Annotated in this window: 17 protein-coding genes; 9 read left to right on the top strand and 8 right to left on the bottom strand. The window is 65.8% G+C overall.

From position 1 onward, the window contains the following. Window positions 1-182: 182 nt before the first annotated feature. Window positions 183-1,589, bottom strand: coding sequence for a TAXI family TRAP transporter solute-binding subunit (locus HAP48_RS14645; protein WP_224497049.1), 1,407 nt, complete (start codon window positions 1,587-1,589; stop codon window positions 183-185). 308 nt (window positions 1,590-1,897) lie between these two features. Here HAP48_RS14645 and HAP48_RS14640 point away from each other — a divergent pair, with 308 nt between their 5' ends. Together HAP48_RS14640 and HAP48_RS14635 are read left to right on the top strand one after the other, a co-directional pair. Further along, on the top strand, window positions 1,898-2,203 hold the full coding sequence (locus tag HAP48_RS14640; protein ID WP_166213205.1) for a 4a-hydroxytetrahydrobiopterin dehydratase: 306 nt from the start codon (window positions 1,898-1,900) through the stop codon (window positions 2,201-2,203). A gap of 91 nt (window positions 2,204-2,294) precedes the next feature. Next, window positions 2,295-2,684 carry a YkvA family protein gene (locus HAP48_RS14635; protein ID WP_166213206.1) on the top strand — a complete coding sequence of 130 codons (390 nt, stop codon included), beginning with the start codon at window positions 2,295-2,297 and terminating at the stop codon, window positions 2,682-2,684. Window positions 2,685-2,950: 266 nt separating this feature from the next. Here HAP48_RS14635 and HAP48_RS14630 read toward each other — a convergent pair whose 3' ends face one another. The 3 genes from HAP48_RS14630 to HAP48_RS14620 all read right to left on the bottom strand — a co-directional run bounded on the left by HAP48_RS14630 (window position 2,951) and on the right by HAP48_RS14620 (window position 6,357). Then, window positions 2,951-4,123 (bottom strand): TAXI family TRAP transporter solute-binding subunit, encoded by a 1,173-nt coding sequence (locus HAP48_RS14630; RefSeq protein ID WP_166213207.1) that lies wholly within the window; start codon window positions 4,121-4,123, stop codon window positions 2,951-2,953. 35 nt (window positions 4,124-4,158) lie between these two features. Next, a complete protein-coding gene (locus tag HAP48_RS14625) occupies window positions 4,159-4,977 on the bottom strand; it encodes a hypothetical protein (protein ID WP_051346280.1) in 819 nt (272 codons plus the stop codon). Between the two features lie 399 nt (window positions 4,978-5,376). Continuing rightward, the gene (locus HAP48_RS14620) at window positions 5,377-6,357 is read right to left on the bottom strand and encodes an NADPH:quinone oxidoreductase family protein (RefSeq protein WP_166213208.1); all 981 of its coding nucleotides are present in this window, start codon (window positions 6,355-6,357) and stop codon (window positions 5,377-5,379) included. Window positions 6,358-6,447: 90 nt separating this feature from the next. Here HAP48_RS14620 and HAP48_RS14615 point away from each other — a divergent pair, with 90 nt between their 5' ends. The 6 genes from HAP48_RS14615 to argG all read left to right on the top strand — a co-directional run bounded on the left by HAP48_RS14615 (window position 6,448) and on the right by argG (window position 12,089). Next, window positions 6,448-7,287, top strand: coding sequence for an SDR family oxidoreductase (locus HAP48_RS14615; RefSeq protein WP_166213209.1), 840 nt, complete (start codon window positions 6,448-6,450; stop codon window positions 7,285-7,287). Between the two features lie 178 nt (window positions 7,288-7,465). Further along, window positions 7,466-8,074, top strand: coding sequence for an invasion associated locus B family protein (locus HAP48_RS14610; protein WP_166213210.1), 609 nt, complete (start codon window positions 7,466-7,468; stop codon window positions 8,072-8,074). A gap of 74 nt (window positions 8,075-8,148) precedes the next feature. Continuing rightward, entirely contained in the window at window positions 8,149-9,363 is a 1,215-nt protein-coding gene (rlmN, locus tag HAP48_RS14605; RefSeq protein WP_166213211.1) for a dual-specificity RNA methyltransferase RlmN, read from the top strand. Window positions 9,364-9,367: 4 nt separating this feature from the next. Next, window positions 9,368-9,853, top strand: coding sequence for a hypothetical protein (locus tag HAP48_RS14600; protein WP_166213212.1), 486 nt, complete (start codon window positions 9,368-9,370; stop codon window positions 9,851-9,853). A gap of 39 nt (window positions 9,854-9,892) precedes the next feature. Beyond that, window positions 9,893-10,672, top strand: coding sequence for a phosphatase PAP2 family protein (locus HAP48_RS14595; protein ID WP_166213213.1), 780 nt, complete (start codon window positions 9,893-9,895; stop codon window positions 10,670-10,672). A 79-nt stretch (window positions 10,673-10,751) separates the two neighbouring features. Continuing rightward, a complete protein-coding gene (gene argG, locus HAP48_RS14590; RefSeq protein ID WP_166213214.1) occupies window positions 10,752-12,089 on the top strand; it encodes an argininosuccinate synthase in 1,338 nt (445 codons plus the stop codon). A gap of 223 nt (window positions 12,090-12,312) precedes the next feature. On the opposite strand, the gene HAP48_RS14585 is transcribed toward argG, so the two are convergent. Then, window positions 12,313-12,900, bottom strand: coding sequence for a TetR/AcrR family transcriptional regulator (locus HAP48_RS14585; protein ID WP_166213215.1), 588 nt, complete (start codon window positions 12,898-12,900; stop codon window positions 12,313-12,315). A gap of 97 nt (window positions 12,901-12,997) precedes the next feature. Here HAP48_RS14585 and HAP48_RS14580 point away from each other — a divergent pair, with 97 nt between their 5' ends. Further along, entirely contained in the window at window positions 12,998-13,363 is a 366-nt protein-coding gene (locus tag HAP48_RS14580; protein ID WP_166213216.1) for a nuclear transport factor 2 family protein, read from the top strand. Window positions 13,364-13,637: 274 nt separating this feature from the next. Here the strand turns inward: HAP48_RS14580 and HAP48_RS14575 are convergent, their stop codons facing one another. The 3 genes from HAP48_RS14575 to HAP48_RS14565 form a co-directional block, all read right to left on the bottom strand. Then, window positions 13,638-15,911 carry an OmpA family protein gene (locus HAP48_RS14575; RefSeq protein ID WP_166213217.1) on the bottom strand — a complete coding sequence of 758 codons (2,274 nt, stop codon included), beginning with the start codon at window positions 15,909-15,911 and terminating at the stop codon, window positions 13,638-13,640. Between the two features lie 248 nt (window positions 15,912-16,159). Next, window positions 16,160-16,378, bottom strand: a complete 219-nt coding sequence (locus HAP48_RS14570; RefSeq protein WP_166213218.1) for a hypothetical protein — start codon at window positions 16,376-16,378, stop codon at window positions 16,160-16,162. 111 nt (window positions 16,379-16,489) lie between these two features. Continuing rightward, on the bottom strand, window positions 16,490-16,876 hold the full coding sequence (locus tag HAP48_RS14565; RefSeq protein WP_166213219.1) for a VOC family protein: 387 nt from the start codon (window positions 16,874-16,876) through the stop codon (window positions 16,490-16,492). Between the last annotated feature and the right edge of the window lie 10 nt (window positions 16,877-16,886).

Below are 16,886 nucleotides of genomic sequence, written 5' to 3'. Positions count from 1 at the left end.
GCTCCCTCTCCCGCTTGCGGGGGAGGGTTGGGGGTGGGGGCTCTCTCCACGAATCATATCGCGGAGGGAGCCCCCACCCGCCGCGCTCCGGCGCGCAAGAGCGCTGCCGAGCGCGGCGGCCTCCCCCGCAAGCGGGAGAGGCGAAGGGAAACTCATGAAGATTTGTAGAGGTCGCGTAAGCTTTACGCCGTCCCCGCCGCCCTGAATTGCGTCGCGGTCCGCTGCAGATTCTGCGGCATGCTCAGCAGCAGCGCCTTGCGGTCGGCGACGGCGTTGTGGAACTGCTCGAGCGCGATGTTGAAGGCGGTCAGCGTGCCTTCCTCGATGGCACCATGCTCGAAGCAGTCGAGCGTGTGGCGCAGGATGTCGTCGGCTTCCGCCTGCATCTGGTCGAGTTCTTCGGTGGAGTCGCTTTGCCGCGCGGTTTTCAGCATCTCCAGCAGACGCTCGCGCTGCGAGGTGTTGGTGTTGCGCTCGTCCTGCTTGAGGTAGCCGGCGAACCACGCGCCGGCCGAGCCCATCGCCGAGAATGCCATCAGGCTCCACCAGATGTAGTCGCTGTAGCGGTCGAGGAAGGTCTTCTCCTCGCCGTCGACGAAGGCGGCCGCGCCGGGATGCACCGGAATGGTGGCGTCCTTGTCGGTGTCGGGCGTCTCGATCTTGGCCGCGAGCGGAAAATCGTTCTTGAGCGACTGCCGGATCGCGAACAATTGCCGCGTGAATGCCGCGACCGTCGCGTCCGACACGCCCTTTCGCGCGACAATGTGGTGCGAGAAGCTGATCGTCTTCACCTCATCGTCGGGCCGGTCGGCCGAGCCGAGCGAGCCGGCGGGAATTTCCGCGGCCTCGTAGGCCGGATGGTTCTGCGCGATCGCCTCGGAGGCGTCGATCGGCAGGAAGGTCGGCTCGCCGCCATCCTTGATCGACGCCGTGATCGCATCGATCGTGATCTTGCTGTTGGCCGGACCGACGGCGAGATAGGCGTCGGCCTTCAGGTTCTTGATGGCGTCCGCGGCCTCATTGGCCGGGAACTGGACGATCTCGACCTTCATCGGGTCGACGCCATACTGCTGCAGGATCAGCTTCAGCAGGTTGACATTGGCCGGGGTGCGGCCGACGACGCCGATCTTGCGGCCGGCGAGTTGCGTGATCTTGGTGATCTTCGCGGCCTTGCGGCCCTTGCCCTTTGCCGCCGGCGGGGCCCACATCACCACGACATTCTTGCGCAGCACCGCGACCGCCTGCGCATTCTTCGGCACCTCGAGATCGCCGCGAATGATGGCGAGGTCGGCCTTGCCGTCGGCCAGCGTCTGCGCGCTCGCGGTGGCGCCGTCGGTCTGCACCGGTCTTAGCTTGACCTGGGTGTGCTGCTGGTTGTTGAAGGCCTGCGCCAGCGCCTGAACCACCTTGAGGTCATCGCTGTTGGCGGGACCGACGGCGATCCGCAGCGTCACCGGGCGCACCGCGAAATAATAACCTGCGGTCAGCGCGCCGACGATGGCGAGCGCGCCCGCGATCAAGACGAACATCAGCCGCCGCTTTGCCGAACGCAGCGGCTTGGGCGATATGCCGGCGGGGCCGTCTGTCATCGATCTCGCAATCGTCGGGGCTCAATCTCGCAAACTACCAACGCGCATACATCCCACATTTGTAGCAAATTCCTGAGGATACAGATGTTACATCTGCTTCATGGTTACCAGCGGCGATAGGACGCGATTTTGGCCTTATTTTCGGCGTGGATGCCACCCGGAGGCCGGTTGGTAGAGCGTTTTCCAGCGAAGTGGACACCGGTTCGCGTGAAGAAAACGCGTCAAAACAAGAATCTAGAGCCCCGTTCCGATTCAATCGGAACGGAATAGGCTCTAGGCTAAGGTCGGCGTCAAACGGGAGGGTTGCCATGGTCGAACGGCTGTCAGCGGAAGCAAGGAAGGCCGCCCTTTGGGAACTGGCCGGCTGGTCGGAGCTGGCCGGGCGGGAGGCGATCGCAAAGACCTTCGTCTTCAAGGACTTCAACGAGGCCTTCGGCTTCATGGCCCGCGCCGCTTTGGTCGCCGAGAAGAATGACCATCACCCTGAATGGAAGAACGTCTACAAGACGGTCGAGGTCGTGCTGGCGACCCACGATGTCGGCGGGGTGACCAAGCGCGACATCGACCTCGCCAAGGCCATGAACGCGATCGCACGGCAGCTTGGGGTCAATTGACCCAGCCAGCCGCAATCTTGCGCCGGTTGGCCGACATCCCCAGATTCGAAGCGTCCGCCGCCCAACTGTCGCGGCGTCGAGGAACCCGGCGATGACATCGAGCGAACACGGTGTGGGATTTGGGCCTGCCGACCGGCTGGCGCAGGACCCGGAAAGCGTGCGCCGCCGCTTCTGGATCAAGTTCAAGAAGGTGGTGGCGAACCTGCCCTTCGCCGAGAACCTCTTGGCGGCCTATTACTGTGCCTTCGACCGGCAGACGCCGCGCCATGTGCAGGCGGCGCTGCTCGGCGCAATCGCCTATTTCATTCTGCCGTTCGATTTCGTGCCGGACATGCTGCCCATCCTCGGCTTCACCGATGACGCCGCGGTGCTCGCAACCGCGCTCCGCCTGGTGGCAAGCCACATCACATCAGAGCATCGCGAAGCCGCGCGTGCCGCGCTGAAGCGCGGGGTGCCGGAAGAGGGAGCGCCGCAGGCGTAGTGCGAAGCGCAGGGTAACCCGGTGATTCCTTCACCTCCCCTTGAAAAGGGGAGGTCGCTTTGCTCGCCAGAGCAAAGCGGGTGGGGATCTGATCTCTCCGCTTGCAGCTTCGCCTGTGGCTGACCCCCATCCCGACCTTTCCCCTTTCAGGGGGAAGGAGAAGACGGACCTGTGACCCAGATGAAGCGCAGCGTAATCCGGGGTGAGACCGTCAGCTCACGCACGAGGCCCCGGATCAGGCTGCGCCCCATCCGGGTCCCAGGAGGCTACCGTTTCTCACCGGCGCGCAGTTGGGAACGCGTATTTTTTTCCGCGTCCCACGCCTGGAACTGCTTGAACAGCGCCTCCTTGTCGGCGTCGCTCTGCAGACGTGCGGCCGCCGGGCTCTGCTTCAGGAATTCATCGAAACGGCTGCGCGAGACGGCTTCGACGCCATGGCGGTCGAGCCATTGCTGGGCCACCGGCAGGCGTTGCCAACCCGGCAGCGGCGCCGACAAAGAGACCTCCCGCCACTTCGGATGGAACGGCGGATTCTGGAACGTCGGAAATTTCGTGAAGAAGGCATCCACGAAATTAGCCAGCTTGTGGTAGCGCTCGGTGTTGGGCGCCCAGTTGTAAGCCGCAAGCACGGCAGGAACGGCGATCGTGTCGACGCGATCCTCTCCCGAAATCAGGTTGGGATAGTCCTTGGCCGACAGGCTCGCGGGCAGATAGTCGCCCTGCAACGGCTTCTCGTAGTTGACCGTCACCAGGTGGAACCGATCGTCCTTGAAGCCGCTCACGGACTTGTAAGGCTTGCCGCCACACACGATCACGGCGTCGATTTCGCCGGCCTTCAATTTCTCCAGCGCGATGCGCTGCTCGACATAGACGACCTTCGGCTTCATTCCGAGCCGCTCGAACACGGTCAGCGCGGTCACGAAGGTGCCGCCATTGGGAAGGTCGACGCTGACGGTCTTGCCCTCAAGGTCCCTGAGATTGCGGATCGATTTCGACGCGATCACATGCATCTCTTCGTTATAGAGCTTGGTCACGTAGGTGAATTGCTTCTTGATATCTTTCGCGATGCCCTTCCGCTCGAGATATTCGAGCGTGTCAGACCGAACGATGCCGAGATCGACGCCCTGCAGAAACAGGATGTCGGCGACGCTCTGCACCGAGCCGCGCCCGACGATCGGCAGAATGCGCAACTTGTTGCCGTCGTCGAGCACGGAGGCGAGATCGGCGCCGAACTGAACATAGGTGCCGCCGATCGTGCCGGAGATCAGTGTGACCGTGTTGGCGTTGAGGCTCTGCTTGGTGCTTACCGAGCCGAACTGAAAGATCGCCTTCAGGCTGTCGCTGACCTTGGCCGGGTCGAATTCGGTCTGCTCGGCCCGTGCCGCCAGGCCGCAAATCATCATGCCTGTGAATAGTACCAATCCAAACAAGCGTCGCATGTGTCCCTCGAGAAAAGCTTGATTCTGAGATGAGCCTAGTTTTGCAATTGCGCGAGGCGTTGCTGTGCGGGCTGCGAGCCGAGTTCGGCAGCCTTGCGATACCAGAAGCGCGCTGCATCCGGATCGGGCGTGATGCTCCGTTTGTCCAAGGTCCCCAGCACGTCGGGATCGTAGGTGCGCGCCAGCAACAGCGCCGCGTCCGCGTCCTGCGCATCTGCGGCCCGCTCGAGCAGCAGCCGCGCCGATACGATGTCGCCGATCGCAAGCAGGCTGTTGGCCCGCTTCAGGAGGCCTGCGATGTCATCCGGATCGAGGCGTCTTGCCGGTGGCGCCGCCGGTGGTGGTGGCTCGATCGGCGCAGCCGCGGGCGTTTCGCGCGCGACGACGTCGCTCTTGATCGCTTCCTGATAGGCGGCCGCGATCTGCGCGCGTGACGGCGGGCTTGCAGTGGCGGGCGACACCTCGGTGGCCGCGGCGCGAACCGCTTCCGCGATTTCCGCGCGGGCCTCGATCGGCGAGACGCCGACCAGCGCGGCCTTGGCGCTCACGACCGCGTCGCGCACGCTGCCGATGGACCACAGCCCGACCACCGCAGCCGCGACAAGTGCGACGGCCGAAATTGTCAGCAGGCCGGTGCGGAGGCGCGAACGTGGAATCGTGGTGCGCCCGTGCCAGTCCGCGTCGTCGATTGGGCTTGAAAGAAAAAGCGGGGCGGGTTCGTCCGCGCCGATGTCGATGGCTGCCCGATGTGGTCGCCGGTAGCGATAAGGTGCAAATTCAGGATCGTTGATATCAGCGTTGATCGCGTCGCGTGGCGGATCGCTGCCGTGAACGTGTGTTGGCTTCCCCACCATGATGATGCTTCCCCGATACTATGACGCAACAATCGGGCATCTCTGGTGTCTGGTTGTTGTTCTTGTTGGGGTCCCTGAGCGCCCGTTACGGACTCTTAATCGCCTTGCGATTGGGCCCAAAAAGCGACCTTGGTCGCTTCGAATCGGGAGAAATTTGGGTTTGATTGCGGCAGCGCGCGCCAATTCAGAGAAAACTCACAAGGTTTGCTCACGATTGCGCGCGCCGCGCTGAAGCGCGGGGTAGACGGATCGTCTCTCGACCCCCGTCATCCTGAGGAGCGCGAAGCGCGTCTCGAAGGATGCACGGCCCGGTCCGGGGCCGTCGTGCTTCGAGACGGCCGCTCCGCGGCCTCCTCAGCATGACGGTGATAGTGAGACGCGCGCGGTTATCCGCCGTCCTCAACTTCCCGGATGCAGGATCACCTTGCCCATCGCCTTGCGGCCGGCGAGCACCTTCAGCGCTTCTGCGGTCTGCGACAGCGGGAAGGTGCGGTCGACATGCGAGGAGATCTTGCCTTCCGCGGTCCACTGCACGAGCTTCTCGAGGTTCTTGCGGTTCTTCTCCGGATTGAGCCGCGCCCAGGCACCCCAGAACACGCCGCGGATATCGCAGCCCTTCAACAGCGCAAGGTTGAGCGGGATCTTCGGAATGTCGCCGGCGGCAAAGCCGATCACCAGGAAGCGGCCTTCCCATGCGGTCGAGCGCAGCGCCGCCTCGGCATAGGAGCCGCCGACCGGATCGAACACGATGTCGGCGCCCTTGCCGCCGGTCAGCTTGCGCAGACCCTCTTTGAGATCTTCCTTGGCGTAGTTCAACGTCAGCTCGGCGCCGTGCTGCTTGGCGAATGCAAGCTTCTCGTCCGACGACGCGCAGGCAATCACCTTCAGGCCCATCAGCTTGCCGAGCTCGCACGCGGCAAGTCCGGTGCCGCCGGCGGCGCCGAGCACCGCGAGCGTCTCGCCCGGCTTCGGGCTGGCGCGGTCTTCCAGCGCATGCAGCGCAGTGCCGTAGATGATGATGATGCCGGCGGCGCGGTCGTAATCGAGATTGTCGGGAATCTTCACGATCGAATTCGCCGGCAGCGCGATCTTGTCGCGCGCGCCGTTGTGGCCGCACGACGCGACGACGCGGTCGCCAACCTTGAGATCAGTGACACCAGCGCCGACGCTCTCGATCACGCCAGCAACTTCGGCGGCCGGCGAGAACGGGAACGGCGGCTTGATCTGGTACTTGCCCTGGATCATCAGGATGTCGAAGAAGTTCAGCGCCGCCGCCTTGATCGCGATCACGGCTTCGCCCGGACCGGCCACCGGATCGGGCACGTCGGCCAGCACGAGATCGTCGGGTTGACAGTATTGCGAGCAGAGGATGGCTTTCATGGACACACCTGAGTTTCGGACGCAAAAAGACCTGAAAGCTTCATGCCGGATTTGCGGCGGAGCGACAATACAATGCGGAGGGATCAAACTATGTTTGAAAAAGGCCTGCTAGCGAAAAAGCGCATTCTGATCACCGGCGGCGGCTCCGGCCTGGGCGCGGCGATGGGCCGCCGCTTTGCCGAACTCGGCGCCGAATTGATCATCTGCGGACGCCGGCAGGAACTGCTGGAGGAAACCGCAGCCAAATTCCGCAGTGAACTCGGTGCGAAGGTCTCCACCGCGCGCTGCGATATCCGCGACGGCGCGGCGGTCGAAGCGATGATGGATCAGCTGTGGCAGGACGCGCCGATCGACGTTCTCGTCAACAATGCTGCCGCAACCTTTATTGCGCAGAGCGAACATCTGTCATTCCGTGCGGCGGACGCGATCCTCGGTCCGACATTGCACGGCACGCTGTATTGCACGCTCGCCGCCGGCCGCCGCTGGATCGAAGGCAAGCACAAGGGCGTGGTGCTCTCGATCCTCTCGACTTCGACCATCACCGGCCGCGCCTTCACCGTGCCGTCCTCGATGGCCAAGACCGCGGTGCTGGCGATGACCAGGAGCCTTGCGGTGGAATGGGGGCCGAAGGGCATTCGCACCGTCGCGATCGCGCCCGGATCGTTTCCGACGGCTGGCGCAACGGGGCAATTGCGTCCCGAAGGGCGCGGCGAGAGCTGGGCGCTTCGCAATCCGCTCGGCCGTTCCGGCGAGCATTCCGAACTGGCCAATCTCGCGAGCTTCCTGATCTCCGATCAGGCCGGCTACATCAATGGCGAGATGGTGGTGCAGGACGGCGGCGCGCACCTGCGCAGTTCCGGTGCCGAGGACCTGCTGCAATGGACTGACGCGCAGTGGGAGAAGCAGCGCGCGGCGCGCGCCAAGGGCTGACGATCGACAACAAGCACCGAGCAAGCGCTAAGAAAAGGATGGACGCGCGATGCGGCTGCGGCTGACGCGCGCGTGCAGGCGTAACTGCCTTCCCAAAAAGGCGTTTCCCGGTTATCCATCCGAGCCGGCGGAGGGGAATCGCCGGGCCATCTTCCAGTCACAATGATGAGGGAACCAGTTGGCCGTGCGGCAAATACTGACATCATTGGTTGCCTGTAGCCTGGTGTGCGGGATCATCTCGCTTGCGCCGGCGCAGGCAGCGCCCAAAAAGGATGCGGCCAAGGATACGGCCAAGGACGCAGCCAAGCCGTCGCCTGCCGCGGCTGCGGCCGGTGGCGCCGAGCCGACGTTGATCGGCCAGTTCGGCACCTGGGGCGCCTACACGGCGTCGCCCAACGGCAAGAAGGTGTGCTTTGCGCTCGCCAAGCCGTCGTCTTCGAAGACCAGCCCGCCGAACCGGCCGCGCGATCCGGCCTATGCCTTCATCTCGACCCGTCCGGCCGAGAAGGTCGTCAACGAAGTCTCGGTCATGATCGGCTACACGGTGAAGCCGGGCTCGGAATCGACGCTCCAGGTCGGCGGCGGCACTTACGCGATGTACACGCAGGGCGATGGCCTCTGGATCAAGAATGCGGCCGAGGAGGAGCGGATGGTGGAAGCCATGCGCAAATCGGCCGAGGTGACGGTAAAAGCCGTCTCGGCCAAGGGTACCGAGACGATCGATACCTTCGCACTGAAGGGCCTGGCGCAGGCGCTTGACCGGCTGGGGCAGGATTGCCGGCGCTAAGACCGGCTCAGAAAGGCAAATTCGAGGTATTTGGTGGCTTTCCAGCGCCGGCTGGAAGGCCTATTTGAGGTTTCATGACCGACATCCAGTCCACCAATGCTGTGCCCGGCGCCCATGCGCCGCTCGAAAAGGTTCCGCTCGAGATCTATGTGCCGCCGGCGAAGCCGTCGCTGATCGGGCTGTCGCGCGCCGAGATCGCCGATCGCCTGGGCGAGATCGGGGTTTCGCCGTCGCAGCGCAAGATGCGCACCCAGCAGCTCTGGAACTGGATGTATTTCCGCGGCGCCAAGAACTTTGCCGAGATGACCAACGTCTCGAAGGACATGCGCGCCGAGCTCGAGAAGCATTTTACCGTCGACCGTCCCGAGGTGGTCGCCGAGCAGATCTCCAACGACGGCACCCGCAAATGGCTGCTGCGGCTGCCGAGCGGCGACAAGCTCGAGCGGCCGCACGAGGTCGAGTGCGTCTACATCCCCGAGACCGATCGCGGCACGCTGTGCGTTTCCTCGCAGGTCGGCTGCACGCTGAACTGCTCGTTCTGCCACACCGGTACGCAGCGGCTGGTGCGCAACCTCACCGCCGGCGAGATCGTCGGCCAGGTGATGGTGGCGCGCGACCGGCTGAATGATTGGGCCGACCGGGAAGACGGCACGCGCCGCGTCACCAATATCGTGATGATGGGGATGGGCGAGCCGCTCTACAATTTCGACGCGGTGCGCGATGCGCTGTTGATCGTCGGCGACAATGAAGGCATCGGCATTTCCCGCCGCCGCATTACCCTGTCGACCTCGGGCGTGGTGCCGAACATCCAGCGCACCGGTGAGGAGATCGGCGTGATGCTCGCGATCTCCTTGCATGCGGTGCGCGACGAATTACGCAACGAGCTGGTGCCGCTGAACCGCAAATATCCGATCAAGGAGCTCTTGCAGGCCTGCCGCGACTATCCCGGCGCGTCCAATGCGCGGCGCATCACCTTCGAATATGTGATGCTCAAGGGCGTCAACGATTCGCTCGATGACGCCAAGCTGCTGGTCAAGCTGCTCAAGGGCATTCCGGCGAAGATCAATCTGATCCCGTTCAATCCGTGGCCGGGCACCGCCTACGAGTGCTCGGACTGGGAGCAGATCGAAAAATTCTCCGAATACATCTTCAACGCCGGCTACTCCTCGCCGGTGCGCACGCCGCGCGGCCGCGACATCCTCGCCGCCTGCGGCCAGCTCAAGTCGGAGACCGAAAAGCTCTCGGCCCGCGAGCGCCAGGCGCTGCGCGCGATGGCGATGACGGACTAATCAGATGGCCTTGATCGGCCGCCTGTTCGTCGTCGCCTTCGGCTTCCTGATGGCCTGCTTCGTGGCGGGCATCATCGTGGTCGTTGCGGTGCTGTATCCCGAGATCAGCGATTTCGGCGGCCAGATCGACCAGAGCGCTGTGAACATCGTGCTCGGCTTCGGCTTCATCTTCATCTCCGGCTTTGCGCTGCTGCCCGCGCTGATCGTGGTGCTGCTGACCGAGGCCTTCTTCATCAGGAGCGTGCTGGCTTATGCCGTCGGCGGCGCGATCGTCGGCGCGGCCTGCTATCTCGGCCTGGTTCCGTTCGATCCCGATACGATGCATTTCCAAGGCATCGTGCGCCGGCACATGGAGATCATGACCGGCGCCGGCATCGTCGCCGGCCTGGTCTACTGGCTGATCGCCGGCCGCAGCGCCGGTGCCTGGCGCGAGCGCTCGCGTCCCTTGCCGCCGCCTCCGCCATTGCCGTCGCAATCGCGGCAGCCGTGATGCTTCCCATGCCTCGCCGCCTCGGCTAAACCGCGCGCCATGAACCGGACCGGACTCTTTATCGCGCTGGCGCTCGCGCTCATCATCGGGATCCTGTTTGGGGCCTATCCCGAACTCGACCTGAAGCTGGCGGCCTTGTTCTACGATGCCGCGCAAAACACCTTTCCGCTGAAGATCGATGCGGTGGCGTCGTTCGCGCGCGATGCGGCGATGTGGATCGCGTGGGCGCTGGTGCTGCCGGCGATCGTGACCATCGTCTGGAAATTCATCCGCCCGGAGCGGCCGATGCTGATGTCGGGCCGCGCCGCGGTGTTCCTGCTCACCACGATGCTGCTCTCGGCCGGCGTCCTCACCAACCTGACCTTCAAGAATTATTGGGGCCGGCCGCGGCCGGTGTTCGTGACGCAGTTCGGCGGCGACCTGCCATTCATGCCGTGGTGGGACCCGCGCGGCGGCTGCCCGCGCAATTGCTCGTTCTTCTCCGGCGAGGGCGCCACCGCGTTCTGGACCTATGCGCCGGCGGCGCTGACGCCGCCCGCCTGGCGGCCGCTGGCGTTTGCCGGGGCTACCGTGTTCGGCATCGTCACCAGCGGCTTGCGAATGGCCTTTGGCGGGCACTTTTTCACCGACGTCGCGATCGCGGGCCTGGTGTCCTTTCTGGTGGTCTGGCTGTTCTATGCCCTGATCTACCGCTGGGCCTCGACCCGGCTGACCGACGAGGCGGTCGATGCGGCGCTGACCCGGCTCGCGATGCCGGGCTACCGGTGGATGCAGCGGTGGCGCCGGGGCAAGGCAGAGCCCAGCGAGCGTGAGGCCTGATTAAAGGCGTGCCCCGCCTTCCGAAATTTGATATTCGGCCTGCCAAACACCACCCATTTTCGACCGATTGGACCGTTCCATGAGCACGATTCTGAAAAGCCTGCCCACCGGCGAGAAAGTCGGCATCGCGTTCTCGGGCGGGCTCGACACGTCAGCGGCGCTGCTCTGGATGAAGCTGAAGGGCGCCAAGGTCTTCGCCTACACCGCCAATCTGGGCCAGCCCGACGAGGCCGACTACGACGCGATCCCGCGCAAGGCGATGGATTTCGGCGCCGAGAAGGCCCGCCTGGTCGATTGCCGCACCCAGCTGGTCCATGAGGGCATCGCCGCAATCCAGTCCGGCGCATTTCACATCTCGACCGGCGGCATCACCTATTTCAACACCACCCCGCTCGGCCGCGCGGTGACCGGCACCATGCTGGTCGCGGCGATGCAGGAGGACGGCGTCAACATCTGGGGCGACGGCTCGACCTTCAAGGGCAACGACATCGAGCGCTTCTACCGCTACGGCCTGCTGACCAATCCGTCGTTGCGGATCTACAAGCCCTGGCTCGACCAGCAGTTCATCGACGAGCTCGGCGGCCGCGCCGAAATGTCGGCCTTCATGACCGCGCAAGGCTTCGCCTACAAGATGAGCGCGGAGAAGGCCTATTCGACCGACAGCAATCTGCTCGGCGCGACGCATGAAGCCAAGGATCTCGAAAGTCTTTCGAGCGGCATCACTATCGTCAACCCGATCATGGGCGTGCCGTTCTGGCGCGCCGACTGCGATGTGAAGGCTGAGAAGGTCGTGGTGCGCTTCGAGGAGGGCCAGCCGGTCGCGCTGAACGGCAAGACGTTCGCCGATCCGGTCGCGCTGTTCCTCGAGGCCAACGTGATCGGCGGCCGCCATGGCCTCGGCATGAGCGACCAGATCGAGAACCGGATCATCGAGGCCAAGAGCCGCGGCATCTACGAGGCGCCGGGCATGGCGCTGCTGCACATCGCCTACGAGCGGCTGGTCACCGGCATCCACAACGAGGACACGATCGAGCAGTACCGCATCAGCGGCATGCGGCTCGGCCGCCTGCTGTATCAGGGCCGCTGGTTCGATTCGCAGGCCTTGATGCTGCGCGAGACCGCGCAGCGCTGGGTGGCGCGCGCCGTCAGCGGCGAGGTGACGCTCGAGCTGCGCCGCGGCAACGACTACTCGATCCTCAATACCGAGAGCCCGAACCTGACCTATGCGCCGGAGCGGCTCAGCATGGAGAAGGTCGAGGACGCCGCCTTCACGCCGGCCGACCGCATCGGCCAGCTGACGATGCGCAACCTCGACATCGCCGACACCCGTGCCAAGCTCGGGCTGTACAACAAGACCGGTCTGCTCTCGAGCGGCGAAGGCTCGCAGATCTTTCAGCTCGAGAACGACAAGGACTGAGATCGCGAGCGGTAGACACAAATTCAGTGTCGTCCCGGGCAAGCGAAGCGCGACCCGGCGAAGAAGCAATCCATCTCCGTCATCCTGAGGAGCCGCGCAGCGGCGTCTCGAAGGATGCGCGGCCCGGCTGGTGGCCGTCGATCCTTCGAGACGCGCTACGCGCTCCTCAGGATGACGGAACCATGAGATCGTCGTGCAAGCTTCGCTTGGTCCACCCTACAATTCACTTCACCCTCAGCGCATCGAGCAGCGAGCGAAACGCCCGCGCGTAGTCCGTGCCGGTCTTGCCGATGTCGGGACCCGCTGACACCGCAACCGCGGCTTCCGTCACCGCGCCGAGCAACAGCCGCGCCAAGGGCTCGATTGGTTGCCTGGCGATCACGCCGGCGTCCATTGCAGCGGCCAGCGCGCGCGGAAATTTTCCGCCGAAATGCTTGGCATCGATCTCGCGCCAGCGCTCCCAGCCGAGCACGGCGGGGCCATCGCGCAAAATGATCTGGCCGGTCGGGCCCTTCGAGCACGCCGCGAAATAACCCTGCGTCCCTGCCGCCATCGCAGCGAGCGGGTCGTTCTCGGCGCGCGAGATGCGGTCGAGATCGGAGACGAGGTCGAGCGACACCTGCTCGAACACCGCCTCGAACACCGACTCCTTGGTGGCGAAGTGATGGTAGACCGCGCCCTTGGCGACGCGCGCCCCAGTGGCGATGTCGTCCATCGTCGCCGCCGCAAAGCCGCGCTCGCCAAACATGCGCCGCGCCGCCTTGATGATCGAGGCTCTGGTCTTTTCGCGCCGCTCGGCCTGGGTTGCCATGGCGCATCTCTAGCGCAGGTTCCGTGTCGGCGCCAGTTGACTTACCGACTCTCAGTCGATAAATACCGACCATAAGTCGGTAAATGGAGATGCCGTGATGCCCTCGCTCAAGACGCTGCAAGCCTTCGCTGACACGGTCGAGTCCAACGACCATGTCGGCGCGATCCGGAATTTCTATTCAGCCGACGCCCGCACCCAGGAGAATGACGGCGAATGGCGCGTCGGCCGCGAGGCGCTGGCGGCGCGCGAGGCGGCGGTGCTGGCCGCTGTTGCCGGCGTGAAGACGACGCGGCTCGGGCCGCTGCTGCTCGACGGCGATCATTCGGCGATCTGCTGGCGGTTCGAGTTCACGGCCAAGGACGGCAAGGTCCGCAGCATGGAAGAGGTCGCCTGGCAGACCTGGCGCGGCGAGGAGCTGGTCGAGGAGCGCTTCTTCTACGATCCGCAGCAGATGGCGCGGTGACGGACGCGCGTTCGCCGCATTGACGGTCCGCTCCCTCGCCCCGCTCTTGCGGGGAGAGGGGTGGGGTGAGGGCTCTCTCCGGCAGCACCGCGCGCGGATAGACCTGTACCCCCTCACTCGGAACGCATCTGGCGATGCGTTCCGACCTCTCCCCGCAGGCGGGGCGAGGTAAGGCGGAGCCCGTTGCTCGCTTCAGTGCCCCTCACAATCGCTGCACCAAAATAAAATGGCCGGGATCGCTCCCGGCCATTTCGTATCGCGATGTCTCGCCGGCTCAGCGCGGCGGCGGTGCGGCGGAGGCGGTGCCGCCGTTGAGCAGCGGGGTGATGCGGCGGACGGTGACGCGCCGGTTGATGCGGCTCGGTCCGTCGGTCTGCTCCTTCAGATATTGCGAGCCGTAGCCCTGCGAGGTCAGGTTCTCGGCCGGCACGCCGAACTGCTGCGTCAGCAGCTCGGCCGCGGATTGCGCACGGCGGTCGGACAGCGACAGATTGTCGGTGTCGTTGCCGGTCGCATCGGTGTGGCCCTCGATCAGGAACACCTCGCGCGGATTGCGCTGGATCGCCCGGTTTAGGCCGTCGGCGATCGCCTGCAGCTTGGCCGCCTGATCCGGGGGAATCTGCCAGGACCCTGAGTCGAAGTTGATGCTGTTGACGTCGATCGAGGGCATCAACATGCGCACGTTCGGGCTGTAGCGGATTTCGTCGAGCGAATAGCGCCGCGCGATCCGGTCCACCGGCGGGGCCTCCATGGTCTGGTAGATCACATCCGGCGCCGCGCTGTCGGACTCGACGATGTAGCGATCATAGGGGATGCGGACCACCGGCGGCGGCAGGTCGACATAGAAGCCGCCGACCGCGGCCGGATCGCGATAGGAGTTGTCGATGATGACGAGCTCGCGGCCACCCTGATCCCTGCGGATCCGGCGCAGCATCTGCCCGTCGGGACCGACCACCGTGATGATCTCGCTGCCGTCGGGACGGATCACGACGGTGCGGGTCTCGCCGCCGACCGTCTCGGTGCGGATGTCGCGGGCCCCATAGCGGAAGCGATAATTGTCGTCGCCGCGGACATAGGCCTGTCCGCCCGGATCGCGGATGATGATGCGGTCCGGCTCCGTGTAGATGGTGCGGCCGCCTTCGACGACTTCCTGCCGTTGGCCGTGCAGGTCGGCGATGGTCGCACCGATGACGGCGCCGGCCACCACGCCGGCACCGACTGCGGCGCCGATCGCGAGCGGCCTCAGATTGTCATGCCGCGGCGGCGGCGGCAGCGGTGCTGCGACGGTCGGCGCGGTCCGGAAGGCCGAGGAAACCGTCGGTGGGGCGTATTGCGCCTGGCCGGGCGGCGGGGTTGCGGCCGCCGAGCCGGGGACAACAGCCGGCGCCGAGGGGCCGGCTGGACGCGCCGCTGGCGCGCCCATGGCGGCTCCCGCGGCGGGCGGCACGGCGGGCGCAGCACCAGCAGCTGGCGGCGTGCCTGGGCGTCCCGGCTGACCCGGAGCCGGTGCTGCTCCAGGAGCTGCTCCGGGTGCAGCGCCGGGCGCGCCCATTGCGGCGCCTGGGGTCGCCGGCGTTCCGGGCGGAGTGGCCGGACGTCCCTGCTGACCCGGCGCCGCTGGCGTCGGCGTTGCGCCGGGCGCGCCCATTGCGGCGCCTGGGGTCGCCGGCGTTCCGGGCGGTGTACCCGGACGTCCTTGCTGACCCGGCGTCGGGGTCGCGCCGGGTGCCGCGGCGGGCGGAGTGGCCGGTCGTGCCGGCGGCTGTCCCGCTGCGGGAGGCGTCGTCGCTGAAGGCGCGGGCGTTGCCGGAGATGTCGCGGCGGGCGGCGTGCCCGGCGGTTGCTTGGCGCCAGGACGTTCACCGCCGGGACGTTCACCACCCGGACGATCACCAGGCCGGCGTTCGGCGGGAGCCGTCGTCGGAGCTGCCGGCGTTGCGGGGGCGGGCGTTGCTGCCGCGGGAGGCGGCGGCGTCGCGGGGCGTGCTGCCGGAGTTGCGCCCGGTGCCGGCGTCGGCGGCGTATGCGCAGCCGGGGGTGGAGGCGGCGGAGGCGTCGCCGGACGCTGCGGTGCTGCGGCAGGCGGCGGTGGCGTCGGCTTCGCCGGTGCAGCCGCGGGCGGCTCCGGCCGTGCGGGCGCGGCGGGCGGTGCGGGGCGAGCAGGCGCTGCCGCGGGCGGTGGCGGCGTGGGGCGCGCAGGTGCAGCGGCGGGCGGAGGTGGCGGCGTCGGGCGTGCCGGAGCAGCGGCCGGTGGCGGCGGTGGCGGGGTCGGCTTCGCGGGCGCCGCGGCCGGCGGCGGCGCGGGACGCGCAGGCGGCGCAGCTGCCGGAGGTGGTGCCTGCGGATGCGGCGCGGCTGCGGGCGGTGCCGGATGTGCAGGAGCACCCGGCGCGGGCCGTGGCTTTGGCTTTCCGTCAGGTCCGGTTTCTTCCTTTGGCTGCGCCTGTGCGACGACCAGCGGCGAGGTTTGGGCGTGCGACGCTGAGGTGGCGAATTGCATCACCGTCAGCGCAGTCGTGGCAAGCAGCACGAGACGAAGGTTTGTCATGATCTTGGAGTCCCCGGGCGGAAAGTCTGGGCAGGAAGGAAAGAAAAGTGTGCACCGAACAATTCGGCAGGACGATGAACGGCCAGCGGTTAGGCCGGATTGTGGCGAGCCACGAATCATCGTCGAAGTTTATTTCGACATTATAACGGGTTGCATGCGCATTTGTTCACCGCGCATTCAGAAGAAACGCTCGGACATAGTTGCAACCGATGGGGAACTGAGGCGCGGGGCTGATTCACCCCGCAGAGTCAATCTGTCGCAGATGGTGGACCGGATGGTCCCGGCGGTCCGCGCACCGGTAATTCGTCAGGCATGTTGCCGGGCAGTTCGTCGGGTCGCGGCGGCTCGCCGGGCTCGCGCACCGGTGCTGGGATCTCAGGCTGCGGATTGCCCGGCGGAATTCCCGGCGGCGGCTCGCTCGGCGTGCCTGGTGTCGACGGCGGAATCTCTGGGGGCTCGATCGGCATCACATCGAGACCTTGCCGTTGTCGCCGACGCAGGGTCGCGTCGTGCTCATTGATCGCTCCATCGAAATTCGAAGCGATAACGGATCGCGCGCCGCGGCGTTCCTGTGCGCCTCATCCGGGCGTGTGGCAGACCGCCTCGATATTGTGCCCGTCGGGATCGAGCACGAACGCGCCGTAATAGTTCGGGTGATAATGCGCGCGGATGCCGGGCGCGCCGTTGTCGCGGCCGCCGGCAGCCATCGCGGCCTTGTAGAAGGCATCGACGGTGGCGCGGTCCTTGGCCACAATCGCGATATGCACCGGCTTGTTCATCGCGCCTTCGCCGCCGATCCAGAAGTCCGGCTTGCCGTTGGCGCCGAAGCCCGCCGCAGGCGCGTGCCCGGTCACTTCCGCCGGCACCTCCATGATCAGGCCGTAGCCGAGCGGCGCCAGCGCCGTCTGGTAGAACGCCTTGGCGCGCTGATAGTCGGAGACCGAAAAGCCGATATGGTCGATCATCGCAAGCCTT

It is taken from the genome of Bradyrhizobium septentrionale, assembly GCF_011516645.4.
Classification (GTDB): domain Bacteria; phylum Pseudomonadota; class Alphaproteobacteria; order Rhizobiales; family Xanthobacteraceae; genus Bradyrhizobium; species Bradyrhizobium septentrionale.
Note: the sequence above shows the minus strand (reverse complement) of the source record. Positions and strands in the feature narration are given on the sequence as shown.